General features: G+C 65.8%; 17 protein-coding genes. 8 read left to right on the forward strand and 9 right to left on the reverse strand.

Annotated elements, in window-relative coordinates:
* Positions 1-5 precede the first annotated feature (5 nt).
* Genes ACXAJT_RS11140 through ACXAJT_RS11165 form a run of 6 tightly spaced genes read right to left on the reverse strand, consistent with a single transcriptional unit; the run spans position 6 to position 5,596 of the window.
* Complete coding sequence (locus ACXAJT_RS11140; protein ID WP_475235273.1) at positions 6-1,064, reverse strand: TRAP transporter substrate-binding protein; 1,059 nt, start codon at positions 1,062-1,064, stop codon at positions 6-8.
* Positions 1,065-1,093: 29 nt separating this feature from the next.
* Positions 1,094-2,383, reverse strand: coding sequence for a TRAP transporter large permease (locus ACXAJT_RS11145; RefSeq protein WP_475235275.1), 1,290 nt, complete (start codon positions 2,381-2,383; stop codon positions 1,094-1,096).
* A gap of 1 nt (position 2,384) precedes the next feature.
* A complete protein-coding gene (locus tag ACXAJT_RS11150; RefSeq protein ID WP_475235277.1) occupies positions 2,385-2,972 on the reverse strand; it encodes a TRAP transporter small permease in 588 nt (195 codons plus the stop codon).
* A 49-nt stretch (positions 2,973-3,021) separates the two neighbouring features.
* Positions 3,022-3,522, reverse strand: coding sequence for a flavin reductase family protein (locus ACXAJT_RS11155; protein ID WP_475235279.1), 501 nt, complete (start codon positions 3,520-3,522; stop codon positions 3,022-3,024).
* A gap of 5 nt (positions 3,523-3,527) precedes the next feature.
* Positions 3,528-4,442: an aldo/keto reductase gene (locus ACXAJT_RS11160; RefSeq protein WP_475235281.1), complete on the reverse strand. Its 915-nt coding sequence runs from the start codon at positions 4,440-4,442 to the stop codon at positions 3,528-3,530.
* The gene (locus tag ACXAJT_RS11165; protein WP_475235283.1) at positions 4,442-5,596 is read right to left on the reverse strand and encodes an LLM class flavin-dependent oxidoreductase; all 1,155 of its coding nucleotides are present in this window, start codon (positions 5,594-5,596) and stop codon (positions 4,442-4,444) included. The genes ACXAJT_RS11160 and ACXAJT_RS11165 overlap by 1 nt, the downstream gene beginning before the upstream one ends.
* A gap of 112 nt (positions 5,597-5,708) precedes the next feature.
* Between ACXAJT_RS11165 and ACXAJT_RS11170 the strand changes: the two genes are divergently transcribed.
* A complete protein-coding gene (locus tag ACXAJT_RS11170) occupies positions 5,709-6,434 on the forward strand; it encodes a GntR family transcriptional regulator (RefSeq protein ID WP_475235285.1) in 726 nt (241 codons plus the stop codon).
* 18 nt (positions 6,435-6,452) lie between these two features.
* Positions 6,453-7,595, forward strand: a complete 1,143-nt coding sequence (locus ACXAJT_RS11175) for a Gfo/Idh/MocA family protein (protein WP_475235287.1) — start codon at positions 6,453-6,455, stop codon at positions 7,593-7,595.
* A gap of 345 nt (positions 7,596-7,940) precedes the next feature.
* On the opposite strand, the gene ACXAJT_RS11180 is transcribed toward ACXAJT_RS11175, so the two are convergent.
* Entirely contained in the window at positions 7,941-9,899 is a 1,959-nt protein-coding gene (locus ACXAJT_RS11180) for a transketolase family protein (RefSeq protein ID WP_475235289.1), read from the reverse strand.
* A 168-nt stretch (positions 9,900-10,067) separates the two neighbouring features.
* Here ACXAJT_RS11180 and ACXAJT_RS11185 point away from each other — a divergent pair, with 168 nt between their 5' ends.
* The 6 genes from ACXAJT_RS11185 to ACXAJT_RS11210 are packed head-to-tail and all read left to right on the forward strand — an operon-like array spanning position 10,068 to position 15,594.
* On the forward strand, positions 10,068-10,922 hold the full coding sequence (locus ACXAJT_RS11185; protein WP_475235290.1) for a transketolase: 855 nt from the start codon (positions 10,068-10,070) through the stop codon (positions 10,920-10,922).
* Positions 10,919-11,950: a transketolase family protein gene (locus ACXAJT_RS11190; RefSeq protein ID WP_475235292.1), complete on the forward strand. Its 1,032-nt coding sequence runs from the start codon at positions 10,919-10,921 to the stop codon at positions 11,948-11,950. Before ACXAJT_RS11185 ends, ACXAJT_RS11190 begins: the two co-directional genes overlap by 4 nt.
* Before the next feature lie 41 nt (positions 11,951-11,991).
* On the forward strand, positions 11,992-12,747 hold the full coding sequence (locus ACXAJT_RS11195; RefSeq protein WP_475235293.1) for an SDR family NAD(P)-dependent oxidoreductase: 756 nt from the start codon (positions 11,992-11,994) through the stop codon (positions 12,745-12,747).
* A gap of 58 nt (positions 12,748-12,805) precedes the next feature.
* A complete protein-coding gene (locus tag ACXAJT_RS11200; RefSeq protein ID WP_475235294.1) occupies positions 12,806-13,765 on the forward strand; it encodes a TRAP transporter substrate-binding protein in 960 nt (319 codons plus the stop codon).
* On the forward strand, positions 13,762-14,313 hold the full coding sequence (locus ACXAJT_RS11205) for a TRAP transporter small permease (protein ID WP_475235295.1): 552 nt from the start codon (positions 13,762-13,764) through the stop codon (positions 14,311-14,313). The genes ACXAJT_RS11200 and ACXAJT_RS11205 overlap by 4 nt, the downstream gene beginning before the upstream one ends.
* A 24-nt stretch (positions 14,314-14,337) precedes the next feature.
* Entirely contained in the window at positions 14,338-15,594 is a 1,257-nt protein-coding gene (locus tag ACXAJT_RS11210) for a TRAP transporter large permease (RefSeq protein ID WP_475235298.1), read from the forward strand.
* Here the strand turns inward: ACXAJT_RS11210 and ACXAJT_RS11215 are convergent.
* On the reverse strand, positions 15,588-16,571 hold the full coding sequence (locus ACXAJT_RS11215) for a LysR family transcriptional regulator (protein ID WP_475235301.1): 984 nt from the start codon (positions 16,569-16,571) through the stop codon (positions 15,588-15,590). The two genes, ACXAJT_RS11210 and ACXAJT_RS11215, sit on opposite strands and share 7 nt — an antisense overlap.
* Before the next feature lie 77 nt (positions 16,572-16,648).
* Complete coding sequence (locus ACXAJT_RS11220; protein ID WP_475235303.1) at positions 16,649-17,572, reverse strand: hypothetical protein; 924 nt, start codon at positions 17,570-17,572, stop codon at positions 16,649-16,651.
* Positions 17,573-17,666: the final 94 nt, after the last annotated feature.

Genomic DNA, 17,666 nt, shown 5'->3' on the forward strand with positions numbered 1-17,666 from the left:
AGGATTTACTCGATGTCGCTCGCGCGCTCGGCGTCAAGTTCGTCGGTCGCAGACTGCACCGCGCTCTGCATGGCGGTGAAAATCTCTTCGCCGCCTTCGACATTGGCGGTGAACCACTCATAGACCGGCTGAGCGGCGTCGGCGAAGGCCTGCTTCTCTTCTGGCGTCGGCACGTAGAGATCACCGCCGCCTTCGACGAAGTCCTGATAGGCCGGGATCGACTTGCGCTTCGGCGAAGCGAAGGTCGCCTGCTGCAACTGATAGAACCCATCGACCACCACGCGGCGCATATCTTCGGGCAGCGCCATGAAGGTCTCGTTCGACATCCACCACAGCGCGCCCATGTAGGCGTGCCCGTCAAGCGTGACGTACTGCAACCCGGCCTCTGGGAACTTCATCGACATGATGTCGGTGATGCCGTTCTTGGTGCCTTCGACCACGCCGGTCTGCAGCGAGGTGAAGAGCTCGGGCCACGGGATCGGCGTCGGCGCGGCGCCGACGGCGCGCACCAGTTCCTGCGGCAGATCGGCGACCACGGTGCGGATCTTCATGCCCTCGAGGTCAGCGGGCGTCTGCACGCGCTTTTGCGTGTTGGCAAAGTTGCGCCAGCCACCGGTGTTGCCGATGGTCATCAGGCGGATCATCCCGCCGGAATCCTCCAGCGCCATCGATCGCATGGTGCGGGTAAACTCGCCAGACAGCACCCGCTCGGCCACTCGGTCATCTTGCATGACGTAGGGCAGATCCAGCACCTGCACGTAGGGGAAGAGGCCAGCCGCGCCACCCGAGGTCGAGATATAGACGTCGATCGACCCGTCGGCGACGCCCTGCAGGCATTCCGCGCCATTGGAACAGAGCTGCGTGCCCATATAGATCTCGACCGCGATGGCCCCGTTCGAGGCGCTCTCGACGTAGGACTTGAAGACCTCCAGACCATCGTAGTCTTCGTCGTTCTCATTGGAGTTGGCGACGGCACGGATCGTGTAGTCCTGCGCCATCGCCGGGATGGCAAGCGCCACCGTCATGGCCAGCGTCGCCGCCAGCGTCTTTGTCTTCCTGAGCATGGTATCCTCCCTGATAGCTCTGGATTTTTCTAGTTTGCGAACCCGGTCAGCCGCGGGATCGTCATGGAAATCGCGGGGAAATAGGTGATCAGGAAGATCACCGCGATCTCGACCGCGAGGAATGGCAGGATGGCGCGGGCGATGGTCGTCACCCGCTCGCCCGAGACGGCAGAGGCGACGAAGAGCACCAGCCCCATAGGCGGCGTGGCCAGCCCGACGGTCAGGTTCACGCACATGATGATGGCGAAATGCACCGAGTCGATGCCCATGCCGGTGAACACCGGGCCAAGGATCGGCCCCAAGATGATGATCGCCGGCCCCGCGTCGAGGAACATGCCCACCGCGAACAGCAGCAGGTTGATCAGGAACAGCAGCAGCAACGGGTTCTCGGTCAGCGTCAGGATGAAGTCGGCCATCTGTTGCGGCGCATGTGACAGCGAAACCACGGTCTTGAACGCCATCGCCGCGCCGACCAGCAGAAGCACCACCGCCGAGGTCAGACCGGCGCGGCCCAGCACGTCGGGCAGTTCGGCAAAGCGCAGGGTCTTCAGCACGAAAAGGCTGATGAAGAGCGCGTAGAACACCGCCACCGCAGCCGCTTCCGTGGGCGTAAAGACCCCCGCCAGAATACCGCCCAAAATGATCACCGGCGTCAGCAGCGGGAAAAACGCCTTCAGGCTCGCCTCGCCCCGCTCGCCCCAGCTGTATTTGCGGGACGCCACGGGGAAGTCATAGCGGTTGGCCAAGACCTTGATCAGCAGCATCAGCCCGATCCCCACCATCGCGCCCGGCACCAGCCCGGCAAGGAACAGTGCCGCGACGCTCTCGCCCATGACGTAGGCATAGATGATCATGATGCCCGAGGGCGGGATGATCGGCCCGATCACCGAGCTTGCGGCGGTGATCGCGGCGGCGAAACGGCGGGTGTAGCCCTGTTTCTCCATCGCCGGGATCAGCATCGAGCCGAGCGCCGAGGTGTCCGCCACCGCCGAGCCCGAGAGCCCGGCAAAGAGCATCGAGGACATCACGTTCACATGTGCCAGACCGCCGCGAAGGTGGCCCATGAAGGCTTGGCTGAACTCGACGAGGCGATGGGTGATACCGCCGCGGTTCATGATCTCGCCCGCCAGCATGAAGAACGGGATCGCCATCAGCGGGAAGCTGTCCATGCCGTTGTAGAGATTGCGATAGAGCAGCGTCAGATCGCGCTCCTGCCCGTTCAGGAACAGCAGGATGCCGGGTGCAGCCAGAAGACCAAAGAACACCGGCAGGCCGATCATCAGGAACACAAGGAACAGCGGAAGAAACCAGATCAGCATGTCATTCGGCCCCTTGCGTGTTGGCCTGCGGGATCGTGGGCAGGTCGCGAACCGAGCAAAGCTCGGCGAGGTTGCGCAGGATCAGCTCGATGTTGACCAGCACCAGCAAGCCCATGCCGACGAGGATCGAGGCCATCATCCAGCTGCGCGGCACCCGGTGCCATTCGCTGAGATCGAATGCGATCGGCACGTAGAGCGAAGCCGAGGCGAAACGCCCGCCAAGCCCGGAGACCTCTTTCCAGCCGATCTGCAGCGCTAAGGCCAGAACCATGAGGCTGATCGCCAGCAGCAGGAGATTGAGAAGGCTGGCCGCACGGCGCGGCAGCATCGAGGGCAGTATGTCGATCGCGACGAAACCGCCACGGCGGAAGGCGGTCGGCGCCATCAGCCCGGTCATCCACAGCATACAAAAGCGCGCCGCCTCGTCCGGCCACGGCAGCGCATTGCCCAGCACGTAGCGGCAGAACACCTGCACCATCGTGACCGCAACCATTACGCCGATGGCCACGACCCCGATGCCGCGCCCCAGCTTCAGCACGTGATCGTTGACCCAGGACAGTGGCCTGATCAGCCCGTCGAGTAGCACCATTCTCTCCTCCCCGTCATGCCGCGCCCTCCTCCAAGGCGGCGGCGTGCCGTCAGTTGATATCGAGCCGCGCGACCCGCCCGCCAAAGAAGGCCAGCGGATCACCTTGTTGCATGGTGGCGCGCAAGACCTCGCCCACGACGATCGCGTGATCGCCGGCGTCGTGCACCGCGTGACGGCGGCAGTCGAAGCGCGCAAGGCAGCGCTCCAGCACCGGCACGCCCTCGGCGGTCTGCGCCAGCCCGGCCCCGGCCAGCGCCGCGCCATCCTTGGCCACCGCCCAAGCCAGATCCTGCTGGCCCGCTTCAAGCACATGGATCGCGTAGTGCTCGGCACCGGCGAACAGGTCGAAGCGGCTGGAACTGCGCGCCGGCGACCAGAGCACCAGCGGCGGATCCATCGAAACCGACGAGAAACTGTTGGCGGTGATCGCGGCGCAGCCCTCGGGGCCGCAGGCGGTGACGATGGTCACCCCCGTGGCGAACAGCCCGAAAGCATCGCGCAGCGCCCGACCGTTGCCCGGATCGGGCACGAAACTGTGGGGCTGCGCCATCTGCATCAGGCCACCTCGCGGCCCAGTGCCGCCTCGTAGAGTTGGAACCATTGTACCCGGCTCAGCGCGACCTTGCGCGCATCCGAGATCTTCGCGATGCGCTCCAGCGAGTTGGTGCCCAGCACCGGCAGGATCGTCGCGGGGTGGCGCAGCAAAAAGGCGATGGCGACGGCGGCACGGTCCACGCCGAACTCGGCGGCCATCGCGTCCATGCGGCGGGCCAGATCGCTCTCGCCGGTCATCAGGCTACCGCCGCCCAGAGGCGACCAGGCCATAACCGGATCGCGGCGGCGCTGGTGGAACGCCAGATCGCCATCGGTGAACGGGTCGACCCTCGCCAGCGAGATCTCGATCTGATTGGTGACCAGCGGGCTCTGCATCGCGCTCTGCAGCAACTCGACGTCCCACGGCCGGAAGTTCGACACGCCCGCGGCGCGGATCTTGCCCGCCTTCACCAAAGCGTCGAGCGCCGCGCCGGTCTCTTCGTGGTCCATCAGCGGATCGGGACGGTGGATCAGCAGCAGATCGATGTAGTCGGTGCCGAGATCGCGCAGCGAGTTCTCGACCGACGCCTCAAGATGTGCCTTCGAGGTGTCGTAGTGTTTGCAGGCCACGTCCGCGTATTTGCCGCAGGGCGCGACGATGTCGCATTTGGTGACCAGTTCGACCTTCTGGCGCAGCGCCGGGTCCGCCTTGAACGCCTGCCCCAGCACCGCCTCGGCGGTGTAATCGCCGTAGATGTCGGCCTGGTCCAGCGTGGTGATGCCTTGCGCGAGGCAGGCGTCGATCTTGGCGCGCACGTGAGCCGCCGAGGTGTCGGCGTCGTCGCCGATGCGCCACATGCCGTAGACCAGCCGCGAGAAGCTGAGACCCTCGGTCATGGTCACGCGGTCGAGAGTGAAGTCGTTGAGGGTGTCCATCAGCGGCGATCTCCTGCGCCAAGAGGCGTCTGCGGAAGGTTTTGCGGAACCCGGCCCCAGGCCTGGTTCAACTGGCAGGTCTTGAGCTGCGGCAGCACGCGCGAGCCGAAATGCTCGGCCTCCTCGACGTGCGGGTAGCCCGAGAGCACGAAGGCGCGGATGCCCATCTTCTGCAACTCCTCGAGCTTGCTGAGCACCTGATCGGTCGAGCCGACGATGGCCGCGCCGCATCCCGAGCGCGCCCGGCCGATGCCGGTCCAGAGGTTCGGCTCGATGTAGCCCTCAAGGTCGGCCAGATCGCGGTTGCGCGCCTGATGGCTGACGCCGAGGCTGCCGGCGTCCAGAGCCCGCTCGCGGATCGCCTGCCCCAGTTCGTCATCGAGCTTGCTGGCGATGTAGCGCGCGTATTCTTTGGCCTCGGCCTCGGTGTCGCGGACGATAACGTGGCTGCGGAAGCCGTAGTCCAGCGTCCGGCCGTACTGTTCGGCGGCGGCATTGGCGGCCTTCATCCGGTCTGCGATGTCCTCGGTCTTTTCGGGCCACATCAGGTAGACGTCGCAATGCTGGCCGCAGAGGTCGAGCGCGGCCGGCGAGTAGCCGCCGAAGTAGAGCATCGGCCCGCCCTGCTGATAGGGTTTGGCGGGATCGGTGGTGAGGCCGGTGAAGTTATAGACCTCGCCCTCGTAGTTGATCTCGTCGCGGTTCCACGCCTGCTTGAGAATTTCGACCACCTCGCGCGAGCGCTGGTAGCGGTACTGGCTTTCCGCCTTCTCGCCGGGGAAGTCGGACGAGATGATGTTCACCGTCAGCCGCCCCTGCAGCATGTGATCGAGCGTCGCGATGGTGCGCGCCAGCATGATCGGCTGCATCTCGCCGCAGCGCACGGCGGCCAGCAGGTTGATGCTCTCGGTGATCGGCGCACAGCCCGCCACGAAGCTCAGCGTGTCCTGCCCGACCTGATAGGACGAGGGGCACAGGATGTTGCCAAAGCCCTGCGCCTCGGCGGTCTTCACAATCTCCGAGCAATGATCCCAAGACGAGCGCAGATCGCCGTCTGGCACCCCGAGGAACTGGTAGTCATCCGAGCAGAGCGCCGAGAACCAGGCCACCTCGACGGCGTCGAGATCGGCGGATGTAACGGGTACGACCGTCATGTTTTCCTCCCTGAAAACCTCCGAACTTTCCCTTTCACTACCCGCGTCTTTGATGTAGATCAATGGTGTATCAATTTTTTCGCGCGCGGCATCCGCAAGGGGAGGCGGAAACATGCAGGAAAAAAACAGGAATTCGGCTCACAGGCCCGATGCGCTGCCGATCTACATGCAGATCAGCGAGCTGGTGATCCGCGATATCGCCGCCGGTCGGCTGGTCGACGGGCAAAAGCTGCCGCCCGAACGCGAGTTCGCCAAAGCCCATGGCACGACTGTAAGAACGCTCCGCAAGGCCCTTCTGGAGCTGGAAAAAAAGGGCCTTCTGGAGCGCCTTCAAGGGTCTGGCAACTACATCCGCGCCGGCGGCGAGGTCGATTCGGTCTACTCCATGTTCCGGCTTGAACTGGCGCAGGGCGGCGGCGGCCTGCCCACTGCCGACATCCTTTCGGCCGACTATGTTCGCAAGGACCCCCAGCAACCCAAATATGGCACATCTGACCACGGCACGCGCTTCCGCCGCCTGCGCTACCTCGACGATGTGATCATCGCCGTCGAGGAAATCTGGCTCGACGGCGGCGCCGGAAAGGTGCCGCGCGAGATGGTGCAGGATTCGCTTTACCTCACCTACAAGCGCGCCCTGCAGCTTTGGATCACCCGCGCCGAGGACCGCGTGGGCATCGGGCAGGTGCCGGATTGGGCGCCCGAGGCCTTTCCGCTGCACCCCGGCACCACCACCGCGTACATCGAGCGCCTGTCCTGGGCGCAGGGCAGCGAGGCGGTCGAGTTCTCACGCACTTGGTACGACACGACAAAGGCGCTCTACGTCCAGCGCCTCATATGAAGGGAGGAGGAATTCCCAATGACGACCCAGACCCTCGCGCGCAGCGAGACCCGGACCATCACCTATGGCATCATCGGCTGCGGCATGATGGGACAAGAGCATCTGCGCAACATCGCGCTGCTGGAAAACACCGCCATCGGCGCAATCTTCGAGCCCGATGCCGAGATGCGCGCCCATGCCCGGCAGTTCGCCCCGAGGGCTCAGTTCGTGGACAGCATCGAGGCGCTGCTGGATGTGGCCGAGATCGATTGCCTGCTGATCGCCAGCCCGAACTTTCGCCATGTGGAACAGCTGCAGCAAATCGCCCACAAACGCCCCCTGCCCGTGCTGGTGGAAAAGCCGCTGTTCACCGACCCGGACCATGCCGCTGCGATCGACGCCTTTGCCAAGAGCTACCCCGCGCCGGTCTGGGTGGCGATGGAATACCGCTATATGCCGCCCGTCGCCAAACTGCTGGAAGAGGCCGAAACAGCCACCGGCGGCGTCAGGATGCTGACCATCCGCGAGCACCGCTTCCCGTTTCTCGAAAAGGTCGGCGACTGGAACCGCTTCAACCGTTACACCGGCGGCACGTTCGTCGAGAAATGCTGCCATTTCTTTGATCTCATGCGGCTCACGCTGAAGTCCGACCCGGTGCGCGTGATGGCCATGGGGGGACAGGCGGCGAACCATCTCGACGAGGCCTACGCCGGCGAGACGCCCGACATTTTCGACCATGGCTACGTGATGGTCGAGTTCGAGAGCGGCGCCCGTGCCATGCTCGAGCTATGCATGTTCGCCGAGGGCTCGCGCTACCAAGAAGAAATCTCGGCGGTTGGCCCGAAGGGCAAGATCGAGGCGCTGGTGCCGGGGCCGGGCCGCTTCTGGCCGGCGCATCTGGGCGCTGCGCCGGTGCCGCAGGTGATCGTCTCGCCGCGCGAGCCAAAGGGGCCGGAGGTGCGCGAGATCCCCGTCGATCCGACCATTTTGGAGGCCGGCGACCACAACGGCTCGACCTTCTACCAGCATCGCGGCTTCCTCGAACTGGTGCGCGGCGAGCGACCGGCGCCTGAGGTCTCCTTGCAGGATGGCAAATGGGCGGTGCTCATGGGGCTTGCCGCACAGCGTTCGATGACCGAGGGGCGCGCGGTTGAGATCAGCGAACTGATGGGCAACACCTGACTTGCGGCGCAGGAGGGCACAGGAGTGCCCTCCGATCACCCCAAGCCAGCAAGTATCACCTTGCGGCGTTCCCGCGAAACGCGATGGGCCGTCTCGTCACCGCCTCGGCGATGTTCGACCGCGACCGCATCCTCCAACCGAACAGCTTCCGCACCGACCGGCCTTCGGAGGGTTGCATCATCTGGGGCGACGGTTTGCATAGCTGTTTCGGCGCGGCGATGACTGATCTTCTCGAACCGCAGGCCACGCCGGACAGGCGCTGCTGGTCCGACAAGCAGCGGTGCCCGAGCGCTGGACGGAGGGTCGCCTGCAGCAGGGCGCCCGCGACACCCCTGTAGCGCCCGTTCACTTGGCCAAAGTCTTGCCGGCCGCGACGATGCTTTCGACGGTGATCCCGAAGTGCTCAAAGAGGCGCTCGGCGCGGTCCGAGGCGCCAAAGCCCGTCATGCCGATGAAAGCGTCGCCGGGGCGCAGCCATGTCTGCCAGCCGAACTCGAGCGCCGCCTCGACGCCGATGCGCGGCGCCGTGCCCAGCACTTCGGCGCGATAGGTCTCGGGCTGCGTTTCGAAGAGTTCCCAGCAGGGCATCGACACCACGGCCGCGCGTATCCCTTCTGCGGCGAGTTGCGTCCGCGCGGCCATGGCGAGCGCGACCTCGGTGCCCGTGGCGAGGATCGTCAGGTCGCGGTCGGCATAGGTCGGAGACAACAGATAGGCGCCGCGGCGGCTGAGGTTTTCGCCCGCCTCGCGCCGCAGCGGGGCGGCGGCCTGTTTGGACAGGGCCAGCAGGCTCGGACCATCCTTGGTCTCCAGTGCGATCTGCCAGGCCTCGGCGGTCTCCACTGCATCGGCGGGGCGAAACACCCGCATATTGGGCATGGCGCGGAAGCTTGCGAGGATCTCCACCGGCTGATGGGTCGGACCGTTGCTGCCGACACCGATGGAATCGTGGCTGAACACGAAAACCCCGGGCAGCCGCATCAGCGCCGCCATGCGCATCGCCGGGCGCTCGTAGTCCGCGAAGGCCAGATAGGTGACGTTGACCGGACGCAGCCCGCCGTGCGCGGCGATGCCGCCGATCATCGCGCCCATCAGGTGCTCACGTACGCCGCAATGCACATAGCTTCCGCCGCGCTCATCGGCGGTAAAGGCGGTGCGCCCGCGCTTGTGGTTGGTCGGGGCCTCGAGGTCAGCGCAGAGCACCATAAGCTCGGGCAGCGTTGTGCCAAGCGCGTCGCAGGTCTCTCCGGACGCGGTGATGGTCGGGCGCGGGTCACCTTGAAGCGCAGTGTCGCGGATCGCGGCAGAGGTCTCCGGCCAGTCGGCGGGAAGCGCGCCCGAGGTCCAGCGCTCGAACTCGGCGCGCGCGTCCGCCCCTGACAGCCGGGCCTGCCAGTCGGCCCGCGCCGCGGCGCCCCGGCGCATCGCGGCGTGCCAGTCGCCCAAGACCGCCGAAGGCACCTCGAACGGCGGTGCGGTCCAGCCAAGCGCCGCCCGCGCCTCCTGCGCGTCCTGCTCTGTCAGCGGCGCGCTATGGCCGCCGCGGGTGGCTTCGAGCCGTGGCAGGCCGCGGGCAATGCGCGTACGGCAGGCAAGCAGCGACGGGCGCGGGTCGGTGCAAGCGGCGTCCAGGGCCTCCGAGATCGCGTCGATGTCGTGGCCGTCCAGCCTCTGCACATGCCAGCCGGCGGCGGCGAAACGAGCGGGAACATCCTCGCTTATCGACAGCGCGGTGTCGCCGTCATCGGTGATGTGATTGTCGTCCCAGAGGAAGGTCAGCTTGCCGAGCCGCAGGTGCCCGGCCAGAGAAATCGCCTCCTGCCCGATGCCCTCCTGCAAGCAGCCATCGCCGACGAAGGCCCAGGTGCGGTGGTCGACCAAATCGGGGCCGAAGCGCGCCGCAAGCCGTGCCTCGGCGACGGCCATCCCGACGGCACTGGCAATGCCCTGCCCAAGCAGCCCGGTGGTGATCTCGATCCCCGCGTGCTGCTCGATCTCGGGATGCCCGGCGCAGACCGACCCGAGCCGCCGGAAGCTGCGCAGGGCTTCGGTCGTCACCGCCTCAAAGCCCGACAGGTGCAGCAGCGCATAAAGCAGCATCGAGCCATGGCCATTCGACAGCACCACCCGGTCGCGGTCCGGCCAGAGCGGATCGGCAGGATCGACCTTCAGCTTGCGGGCATAGAGCGTCGCCGCGATCTCGGCCATGCCGAGCGGCACCCCCTGATGCCCCTCCCCCGCGTTCAGGATCGCGTCGATCGCAAGAAACCGGATGGCATGCGCCATCGACTGGATATCGGCCATAGTTGTCCTCCCAAGCACCGCGCGTGGAGCGCGCGGCCCGCGTGAGGCTAGACGAGCAATCGTCCGCAAGTATGTTTAGAAAATCTAACAAGCTATTGCAGATTTCGAAATCTGCGAACGCGCCCCGGCATGCTACCTCTGGGATCAGACGATCATCGGGAGGAGAGCATGAGCGTCCAGCCATCAACCGGCGCGTTGTCCAACGTGCCCTTGGAATTGCGCGCCTGGAACATCCGCCGCAAGGCCCTGCTGATGGGCGAGGTGCAGGGTCAGGGCTATATCGGCCAGGCGCTGGGGATCTCGGACGTTCTTGCGACGGCCTATTTCCACGCGCTCGACTACCGGCCCGAGGACCCCGAGTGGGAGGGCCGCGACAGGTTTCTGCTGTCCATCGGGCACTACGCCATCGCACTTTACGCTGCGCTGATGGAGGCCGGGATTCTGCCCGAAGAGGAGCTTGAAACCTACGGCATGGACGACTCCCGCCTGCCGATGTCTGGCATGGCCTCCTATACCCCCGGCATGGAGATCACCGGCGGCTCGCTGGGGCATGGGCTGGGGATCGCCGTGGGCATGGCGCTGGGGCTGAAGCGCAAGCTGAACCCGGCCTTCGTCTACAACCTGATGTCTGATGGCGAACTCGGCGAAGGCTCGACCTGGGAGGCGGTGATGTCGGCGGTCCAATGGAAACTCGACAACCTGATCTGCGTCGTCGATTTCAACAACCAGCAGGCCGACGGACCGACCCGAGACGCGCTCGCCGTGGGGGCCGAGGCCCCGAAATGGGAAGCCTTCGGCTGGCACGCGCAGGAGGTCGACGGCAATGACCTCGGCGCGCTGGTCGCCGCCTTCGATACCGCGCGCAATCTGGCCGAGCCGAAGCCGCGGGTGATCATCTGCAACACCACCATGTGCAAGGGCGTGGATTTCCTTGAGGCGCGCGAGATCACCCACTTCGTGCGGGTGGAGCCGGACGAATGGGCCAAGGCGCTCGACAAGCTGGAAGAGGGACGCCCCGCATGACCTTGGACTCGATGGCCCGCAAGTACGAGCGCCGCACGCCCCCCGCGCAAAAGGCCGCGACCTCGGCAATGATCGCCTCGCTGGCGGCAGAGGGGTACGACACCGTCTCGGCCCCATTCGGTCACGCCTTGGTCGAGGCGGCGCAGCGCGATGCGCGCATCGTCGGCCTCTCGGCGGATTTGGCGAAATACACCGACCTGCATGTCTTTGCGCAGGCGATGCCGGGCCGCTTTTACCAGATGGGCATGGCCGAGCAGCTTCTGATGTCGGCAGCCTCTGGCATGGCGCGCGAAGGCTGCGTGCCCGTCGCCACCACCTACGCCGTCTTCGCCGCGCGCCGGGCCTATGACTTCATCGCCATGGCCATCGCCGAAGAGAACCTTCCAGTGAAGATCGCCTGCGCCCTGCCCGGCCTCACCACCGGATACGGCCCGAGCCATCAGGCCTTTGAGGATCTCGCGATCTTCCGCGGCCTGCCGAACATGGTGCTGATCGATCCCTGCGATGCCTGCGACGTTGCCGGGATGGTGCCGGCGATGCTGGCCCACGACGGCCCGGTCTACGCCCGCCTGCTGCGCGGCAAGGTGCCCAGCGTGCTGAGCCGGCATAAACCGGGCTACCGGTTCGAACTGGGCAAGGCACAGCTGATCCGCGATGGCGGCGATGCGCTGGTGATCTCCTCGGGGATCATGACCATGCGCGCGCTCGATGCCGCCGAGGCGCTGGAGGCCGACGGCATCGGCCTTGGTGTGCTGCACGTGCCGACGATCAAGCCGCTCGACGTAGACACCATCGTGGCCGAGGCGCGCAAGGGCGGGCGTCTGGTGGTCACCGCCGAAAACCACTCGGTGAACGGTGGGCTGGGCGAGGCCGTGGCGCGGACGTTGATGCTGGCCGGGGTCAGCGCGCCGTTCCGGATGATCGGCCTGCCAGACGAATTTCTGGAGGCCGGCGCGCTGCCGACGCTGCACGACATGTATGGGCTCTCGACCAAGCGGGTCGTCGAGCAGGTCAAGAGCTGGCTCTGAGCCCGCGGGCCGGACGCCAGACGAGGGAGGAGAAGACACCAATGGGATTGCTGGACGGCAAGATCGCGATTATCACCGGTGCGGCCAGCCCACGCGGGCTGGGCAAGGCCACCGCACAGCTTTTTGCCGAGCATGGGGCAACGGTGGTGATCACCGATCTCGACCTTGCCGCCGCCGAGGCCGCCGCGGCGGACCTGCTAGGCACGAGCCATATCGGGCTTGAGGGCAACGTCACCGACAAGGCCGCCTGCGCGGGGGTGGCGAAGCGCGTGACCGACACGCTCGGGCGCATCGACATTCTGGTCAACAACGCGGGGATCACGCAACCGCTGAAACTCATGGAGATCGGCCCCGAGAACTACGATGCGGTCACCGACGTCAGCCTACGCGGCACGCTCTACATGAGCCAGGCGGTGATCCCGGCCATGCGGGCGCAAGGCGCGGGCTCCATCGTCAACCTGTCGTCGGTTTCGGCACAGCGCGGCGGCGGCATCTTTGGCGGGCCGCACTACTCGGCGGCCAAGGCCGGCGTGCTGGGGCTGACCAAGGCAATGGCGCGCGAACTGGCCCCGGACGGGGTGCGCGCCAACGCGATCTGCCCGGGCTTTATCGCCACCGACATCACCGCCGGAAAGCTGACCGACGAGATGCGCGCCGAAGTGCTGGCCGGCATCCCGATGGGCCGCGCCGGCGAAGCGTCGGACGTTGCCGGCTGCGCGCTGTTTCTGGCCTCCGACCTGTCGGCCTATTGCACCGGCACCGAGGTCGACGTGAACGGAGGTTCGCTGATCCATTAAACCAACCTACGGCCCGAGGGGAGACGGGCCCAACTTCGTTTTCGAGAGGGAGGAAACTATGAAAACGACCATTCTTGCGACAATCGTCGCCACCACGGCGCTCACCGGCGCGGCTTCGGCAGAGGTGATCTTTGCCCATGGCTCGAACCCTGGCAACCCGCGCTATATCGCAGCCGAAAGATGGGCCGAGCTATACGCCGCCTGCTCCGGTGAAGAGGTCAACCACGCCCCCGCAGCGACGATGGGCGACGACGCCGAGATGCTGACCTCTGCCGCGGCCGGAGTCATCCAGGTCTCGGCCAACAGCCAGGGCGCCATGAGCCAGGTGGTGCCCGAGGTCGGCCTGCTCGGCCTGCCCTTTCTCTTCGAGGACCTGCCGACTGCCTGGTCGGTGCTCGACGGCGAGGTCGGCGAGATGATCGACGCGCGCGCGCAGAGCTCGGGGCTGAAGGTGCTCGGGTTCTGGGACAATGGCATCCGCAACATCACCCACACCGGCAAGCACGTCACCGCGCCCGAGGACGTGCAGGGCATGAAGATCCGCACCCCGCCCGATCCGATGACGCTGGCGATCTTTGAGGCGCTCGGCGCCAACCCGGCGCCGTTGGCGTGGTCGGAATTGCCGACGGCGCTGCAATCGGGGGTGTTCGAGGGGCAGGAGAACCCGCTGGTCAACATCCACTCGGCCAAGCTGCACGAAATCACGCCCTACGTCACCATGACCGGTCACAAGTATGAATCCACCCCGGTGGTCGCCGGGCTGTCGTGGTGGTCGGGGCTGAGCGAGGAGGCGCAGCAATGCGCGCTCGACGCCACCGCCGAAGCCGGCGAGATGCAGCGCCAGATGGTGCTGGAAAGCGACGAGACACTGCGCCCGATCATGGAAGAGGAAGGCGCCACCTTCGCCGAGGCCGACAAGGCCGCGTTCCAAGAGGCGACCGCCTCGGTCTACGACGACTACGCCGAGGATTACCCGGACCTTGTGGCGGCGCTGAAGTCCGCAGCCGGGCTGGAATGAGCGCCGCGTCGCGGATTGGACAGGGGCCTTCGGGCCTCGTCCTCACCGTTTCCGGGGCCAGCATCCACCTGCTTGACTGGAGCGGTCGGGTGATTGCCGTGGCGTGCCTTGCCTTCATGTTCGTGCTGCTGCTGCTCAACGTCGTCCTGCGCTACACGGTGGGGGAAGGCATCGCCTGGGCCTATGAGATCCATGCGCTGCTGCTGCCGTGGCTGGTGGCCGCGGGCGTGGTGATCGCCGCCGCCCGCGGCGTCAATATCGCCATCACCATCCTGCCCGACGTGCTGAGCCTTGGCGCCCGCCGCGTCATCATCCTCGCGGTTCATGCCGCAGTGCTGGTGATCTGCATCTCGGTGCTCACCTCGAGCCCGCCGATCCTCAAGGCCTCGACCTTCCAGACCCTCGCCACGCTCGGCATCAAGCAGGTCTGGGGCTATTCGAGCCTGATCTACGCCTTTGCCGGCATGGCGGTGATCGCCGCGCTGGAATTGCTCTCGGTGCTGGCCGGCAAATCCGTCGACCCTGCCGACATCTCCGGCTTCAGTTGAACTCCGCGAAAGGAGGCCCGCCACATGACCGCGCCGCTCATCTGGATCTTCTTTGCCTTGCTGGCCCTGTCGGTACCGGTGGCCCACGCCATGCTCGGCGGGGTCGCGGCGGCGCTCTGGCTCGACGGCAAACCGCTCGCGGTCATGGTCCAGAGGCTCTACACGCCGACGCAGAGCTTCCCTATGCTGGCGATCCCGTTCTTCATCCTCGCCGGGAACCTGATGATGTCGGGCCGGTTCGGCGTCTTTCTGGTGAACATCGCGCGGCTATTCGTCGGGCACATGAAAGGCGGGATGGGACAGGTCTCTATCATCGGCTCGGTGATGTTCGGCGGCGTCTCGGGCTCGGCGGTGGCCGATGCCTCGGCGCTCGGCAACGCGCTGATCCCGGTGCAGAAGGCGCAGGGCTATCCCGGCGGCTTCGCCGCGGCGATCAACTCGGCCTCCTCGACCGTCTCGGTGCTGATCCCGCCGTCGATCCCGCTGATCCTCTACGGGCTGGTGTCGAGCACGTCGATCATCGATCTGTTCATCGCGGGCATCCTGCCCGGGGTGATGCTGGGGCTCGGCATGTTCGCGATGATCTGGATCGTCGCCAACCGCCGCGACCTGCCGCGCTCGCCGCTCGCCGGCGGCTTCGCGGCCTTCCGAAGCGAGCTTTTCATGGCCATCCCGGCGCTGCTGATGCCGATCTTCGTCATCGGCACGCTGCGCTTTGGCATCGCCACCCCCACCGAGGTCAGCGTCATGGCGGTGGCTTACGCGCTGCTGGTCAGCGGGCTGCTCTATCGCGATCTGACCTGGGGCGGCATCTGGCAGGCCTGCGTCGATGCCGCGGTGATGACCGGTGCGGTGATGATCATCATCATGGCCTCCTCGACGATCCAATGGGTGCTGACCGCCGAGCGCGTGCCGCAGGAGTTGGCCGCCTGGGTCGCCGAGACCATCCGCCAGCCGTGGCTGATCATCCTTGCGCTGAACCTCGTCATGCTGGTGGTCGGGGCGTTCCTCGATCTGCCGGCGGCGGTGCTGCTGCTGGGGCCGATCTTCGTCACCATCGCGCAGGCGATCGGCATGGACCCGGTGCAGCTGGGCCTCGTGATGGTACTGAACCTGTCGATCGGGCTCTACACGCCGCCGGTCGGCACGACTTTGTTCATCTCCGCCGCCATCGCGCAGGTCGGCATCGGCGCGGTGGTCAAGGCGCTGCTGCCCTTCTACGCGGTGGCGCTGGCGGTGCTGCTGCTGGTCTCTTTCGTGCCGGCGTTGACCATCTACTGAGCCTGCTGCCCCGCGATCAGCCCCGGCCCCGGCTCGCGCCGGATATGGCAGCCAGCCGCTTCGAGCACGCGGCGCCCATCCTCGGCATGGGCGCTGGCCTCCTCGGCGATCCAATGGGCGAACCGCTTGACGATGCGCCGGTTCAGGTGCTGGCGCGGACAGGCGAACCAATAGGCGGCGAACTCGATCACCGGCAGTTCCGGGGCAAGCGGCACAAGGTCGCCATTGCGGATATCACCAAGGCACAGCAGCGCGCTGTCGAGCGCCACCCCGCCGCCGCGTTTCGCCATCTCGATCGACATGGACGAGCGGTCGAAACGGAACGGATAGGTCAGCGCCGGCAGCTCGATGCGCTGCGCCGCAAGCCAGATATCCCAACGGTAGAGCGCTTTCACGCTGTCGATCAGCCGCGCCTCGGCCAGCCGTCCCGGGGTGTCCTCCGCCATTTCTTTCAGACCCTCGAGGTAGGCGGGGCTGCACAGCGGCAGCACCAGATCGTGCATGACACAGTCGACCGACAGCCCGGCCCAACCGCCGAGCCCGTAGCGCAGGTCACAATCGATCGCCTCGGTCTCGAAGGCCGAGAAGTCTGGCGTGGCATCGACCCGGATCGCCCAGTCGGGATTGACCGCCGCAAAGCCCGCGATCCGCGGCCCCAGCCAGCGCACGCCAAAGCTCGGGCTCACCCGCACGGTGAGGCTGCGAATGTCGTGCTGCCGGCCAATGGCGCGGCGCGCGTTGCGCAGCGCGCTGAAGGCCTGTGTCGTTGTCTGAAAGAGCCGGTCACCATCCAAGGTGAGGCTCAGCCGACGTTTCTCGCGCCGGAACAGCCGGACCCCGAACTGCTCTTCAAGCAGCCGGATCTGCTGGCTCACCGCCGAGGGTGACACGCCAAGTTCCTCGGCCGCCTTGGTGACGGTGCCGAGCCGGGCAACGGCTTCAAAATACTCGGTGGCCTTGAGGTTTATGTCGCGCATGCCCGGAGCCTATCGACAAACTCCGGGCTCTGCTATCGCGGAACAAGGCGGCAAATCAGAGGTGCGCGACACGAGGGTCAAATCGGCTCGAGGTCATCCTCGAACGCCGCGTCATCCTCCACCGGCTCTTCCAAGTCTTCGTCATCCATGTTCAGCGCCATGACCAGATCCACCGCGCTGTCCTCAGGCGCGTCGAGGTCCTCAAGCGCGCCGGAAGAGATCACTTCGTCATAGGCGGCGAGCACGTCATCGGCGTCTTGGAACCCATCCTCCGGCGCGACAATGCTGAATTGCTCGACCGGATACCCGTCCTCGTGCAGCGTGTAGAATTTCAATTCTGAAATCGAGGCGATGTCGTAGCCGTCAACCTCTTGCTCGTAGTAGGTCAGGTAATTCTCGAACGTCGGCTCGGTGCCTTCGGGCAGCGCATGAACGACACCATCCGAAGGCTCCGCCGCGATACCGACCCCGTCCAAAACCTCGCCAGACTCTGAAAGCTCTGTCGCGAACAGCACCTTGTCGAAGGTCGGCTCTTCCGGGTCCTCGGGCTGTTCGGGCTCTTCCGGATCCTCGGGCTCCTCCGGATCACCGGAAACCGCCTTGATCGAGCCTGCCTTCGTCGTCGTAGAGGTCGCGCGGATGCCAAAGATGTCGACCTCGTCAAGCGACTCGATATCCAGTTCGACGGTCAAGGTATCGCCAGCGGAAATATATGTGTCCTTGTCTTCTCCATCCGGGCCAAGACCGGGCTCACTGAGCGCGGCCGCGCCGTCCCACTGGACCTTGTCACCATCATGCCGTGCGCCGTTCATATTGAGCGCGCGGCCAAGGTTCTCGCTCTGGCCGGAGAAGTCGTCGTCGCCGAAGTAAACGGCATTCACGTCCATCGCGCCTTCGAGCACCTCGATATCGGCGAAGACCGCACCGTCTTGCTCATAGAGCGTTGCGGTGTAGGAGAGCCCGTCAACTTGGTAGGTAAATGTCTTGATCTGCTCGGGCATCATCGGCTCCTGAAAACGGTCACTGGTTCATCGACAAAAGATGCGCGCCGGACGCGGCGCACTGGAAACTTGGCAAGTTTTAGCAGGTCTTGCC

The organism is Salipiger sp. ABF4_146 (genome assembly GCF_056161345.1).

Bases quoted from the DNA above. Each gene is read 5' to 3' on its own strand.
- ACXAJT_RS11140 (WP_475235273.1), bottom strand. From the start codon at position 1,064: ATGCTCAGGAAGACAAAGACGCTGGCGGCGACGCTGGCCATGACGGTG.
- ACXAJT_RS11145 (WP_475235275.1), bottom strand. From the start codon at position 2,383: ATGCTGATCTGGTTTCTTCCGCTGTTCCTTGTGTTCCTGATGATCGGC.
- ACXAJT_RS11150 (WP_475235277.1), bottom strand. From the start codon at position 2,972: ATGGTGCTACTCGACGGGCTGATCAGGCCACTGTCCTGGGTCAACGAT.
- ACXAJT_RS11155 (WP_475235279.1), bottom strand. From the start codon at position 3,522: ATGGCGCAGCCCCACAGTTTCGTGCCCGATCCGGGCAACGGTCGGGCG.
- ACXAJT_RS11160 (WP_475235281.1), bottom strand. From the start codon at position 4,442: ATGGACACCCTCAACGACTTCACTCTCGACCGCGTGACCATGACCGAG.
- ACXAJT_RS11165 (WP_475235283.1), bottom strand. From the start codon at position 5,596: ATGACGGTCGTACCCGTTACATCCGCCGATCTCGACGCCGTCGAGGTG.
- ACXAJT_RS11170 (WP_475235285.1), top strand. From the start codon at position 5,709: ATGCAGGAAAAAAACAGGAATTCGGCTCACAGGCCCGATGCGCTGCCG.
- ACXAJT_RS11175 (WP_475235287.1), top strand. From the start codon at position 6,453: ATGACGACCCAGACCCTCGCGCGCAGCGAGACCCGGACCATCACCTAT.
- ACXAJT_RS11180 (WP_475235289.1), bottom strand. From the start codon at position 9,899: ATGGCCGATATCCAGTCGATGGCGCATGCCATCCGGTTTCTTGCGATC.
- ACXAJT_RS11185 (WP_475235290.1), top strand. From the start codon at position 10,068: ATGAGCGTCCAGCCATCAACCGGCGCGTTGTCCAACGTGCCCTTGGAA.
- ACXAJT_RS11190 (WP_475235292.1), top strand. From the start codon at position 10,919: ATGACCTTGGACTCGATGGCCCGCAAGTACGAGCGCCGCACGCCCCCC.
- ACXAJT_RS11195 (WP_475235293.1), top strand. From the start codon at position 11,992: ATGGGATTGCTGGACGGCAAGATCGCGATTATCACCGGTGCGGCCAGC.
- ACXAJT_RS11200 (WP_475235294.1), top strand. From the start codon at position 12,806: ATGAAAACGACCATTCTTGCGACAATCGTCGCCACCACGGCGCTCACC.
- ACXAJT_RS11205 (WP_475235295.1), top strand. From the start codon at position 13,762: ATGAGCGCCGCGTCGCGGATTGGACAGGGGCCTTCGGGCCTCGTCCTC.
- ACXAJT_RS11210 (WP_475235298.1), top strand. From the start codon at position 14,338: ATGACCGCGCCGCTCATCTGGATCTTCTTTGCCTTGCTGGCCCTGTCG.
- ACXAJT_RS11215 (WP_475235301.1), bottom strand. From the start codon at position 16,571: ATGCGCGACATAAACCTCAAGGCCACCGAGTATTTTGAAGCCGTTGCC.
- ACXAJT_RS11220 (WP_475235303.1), bottom strand. From the start codon at position 17,572: ATGCCCGAGCAGATCAAGACATTTACCTACCAAGTTGACGGGCTCTCC.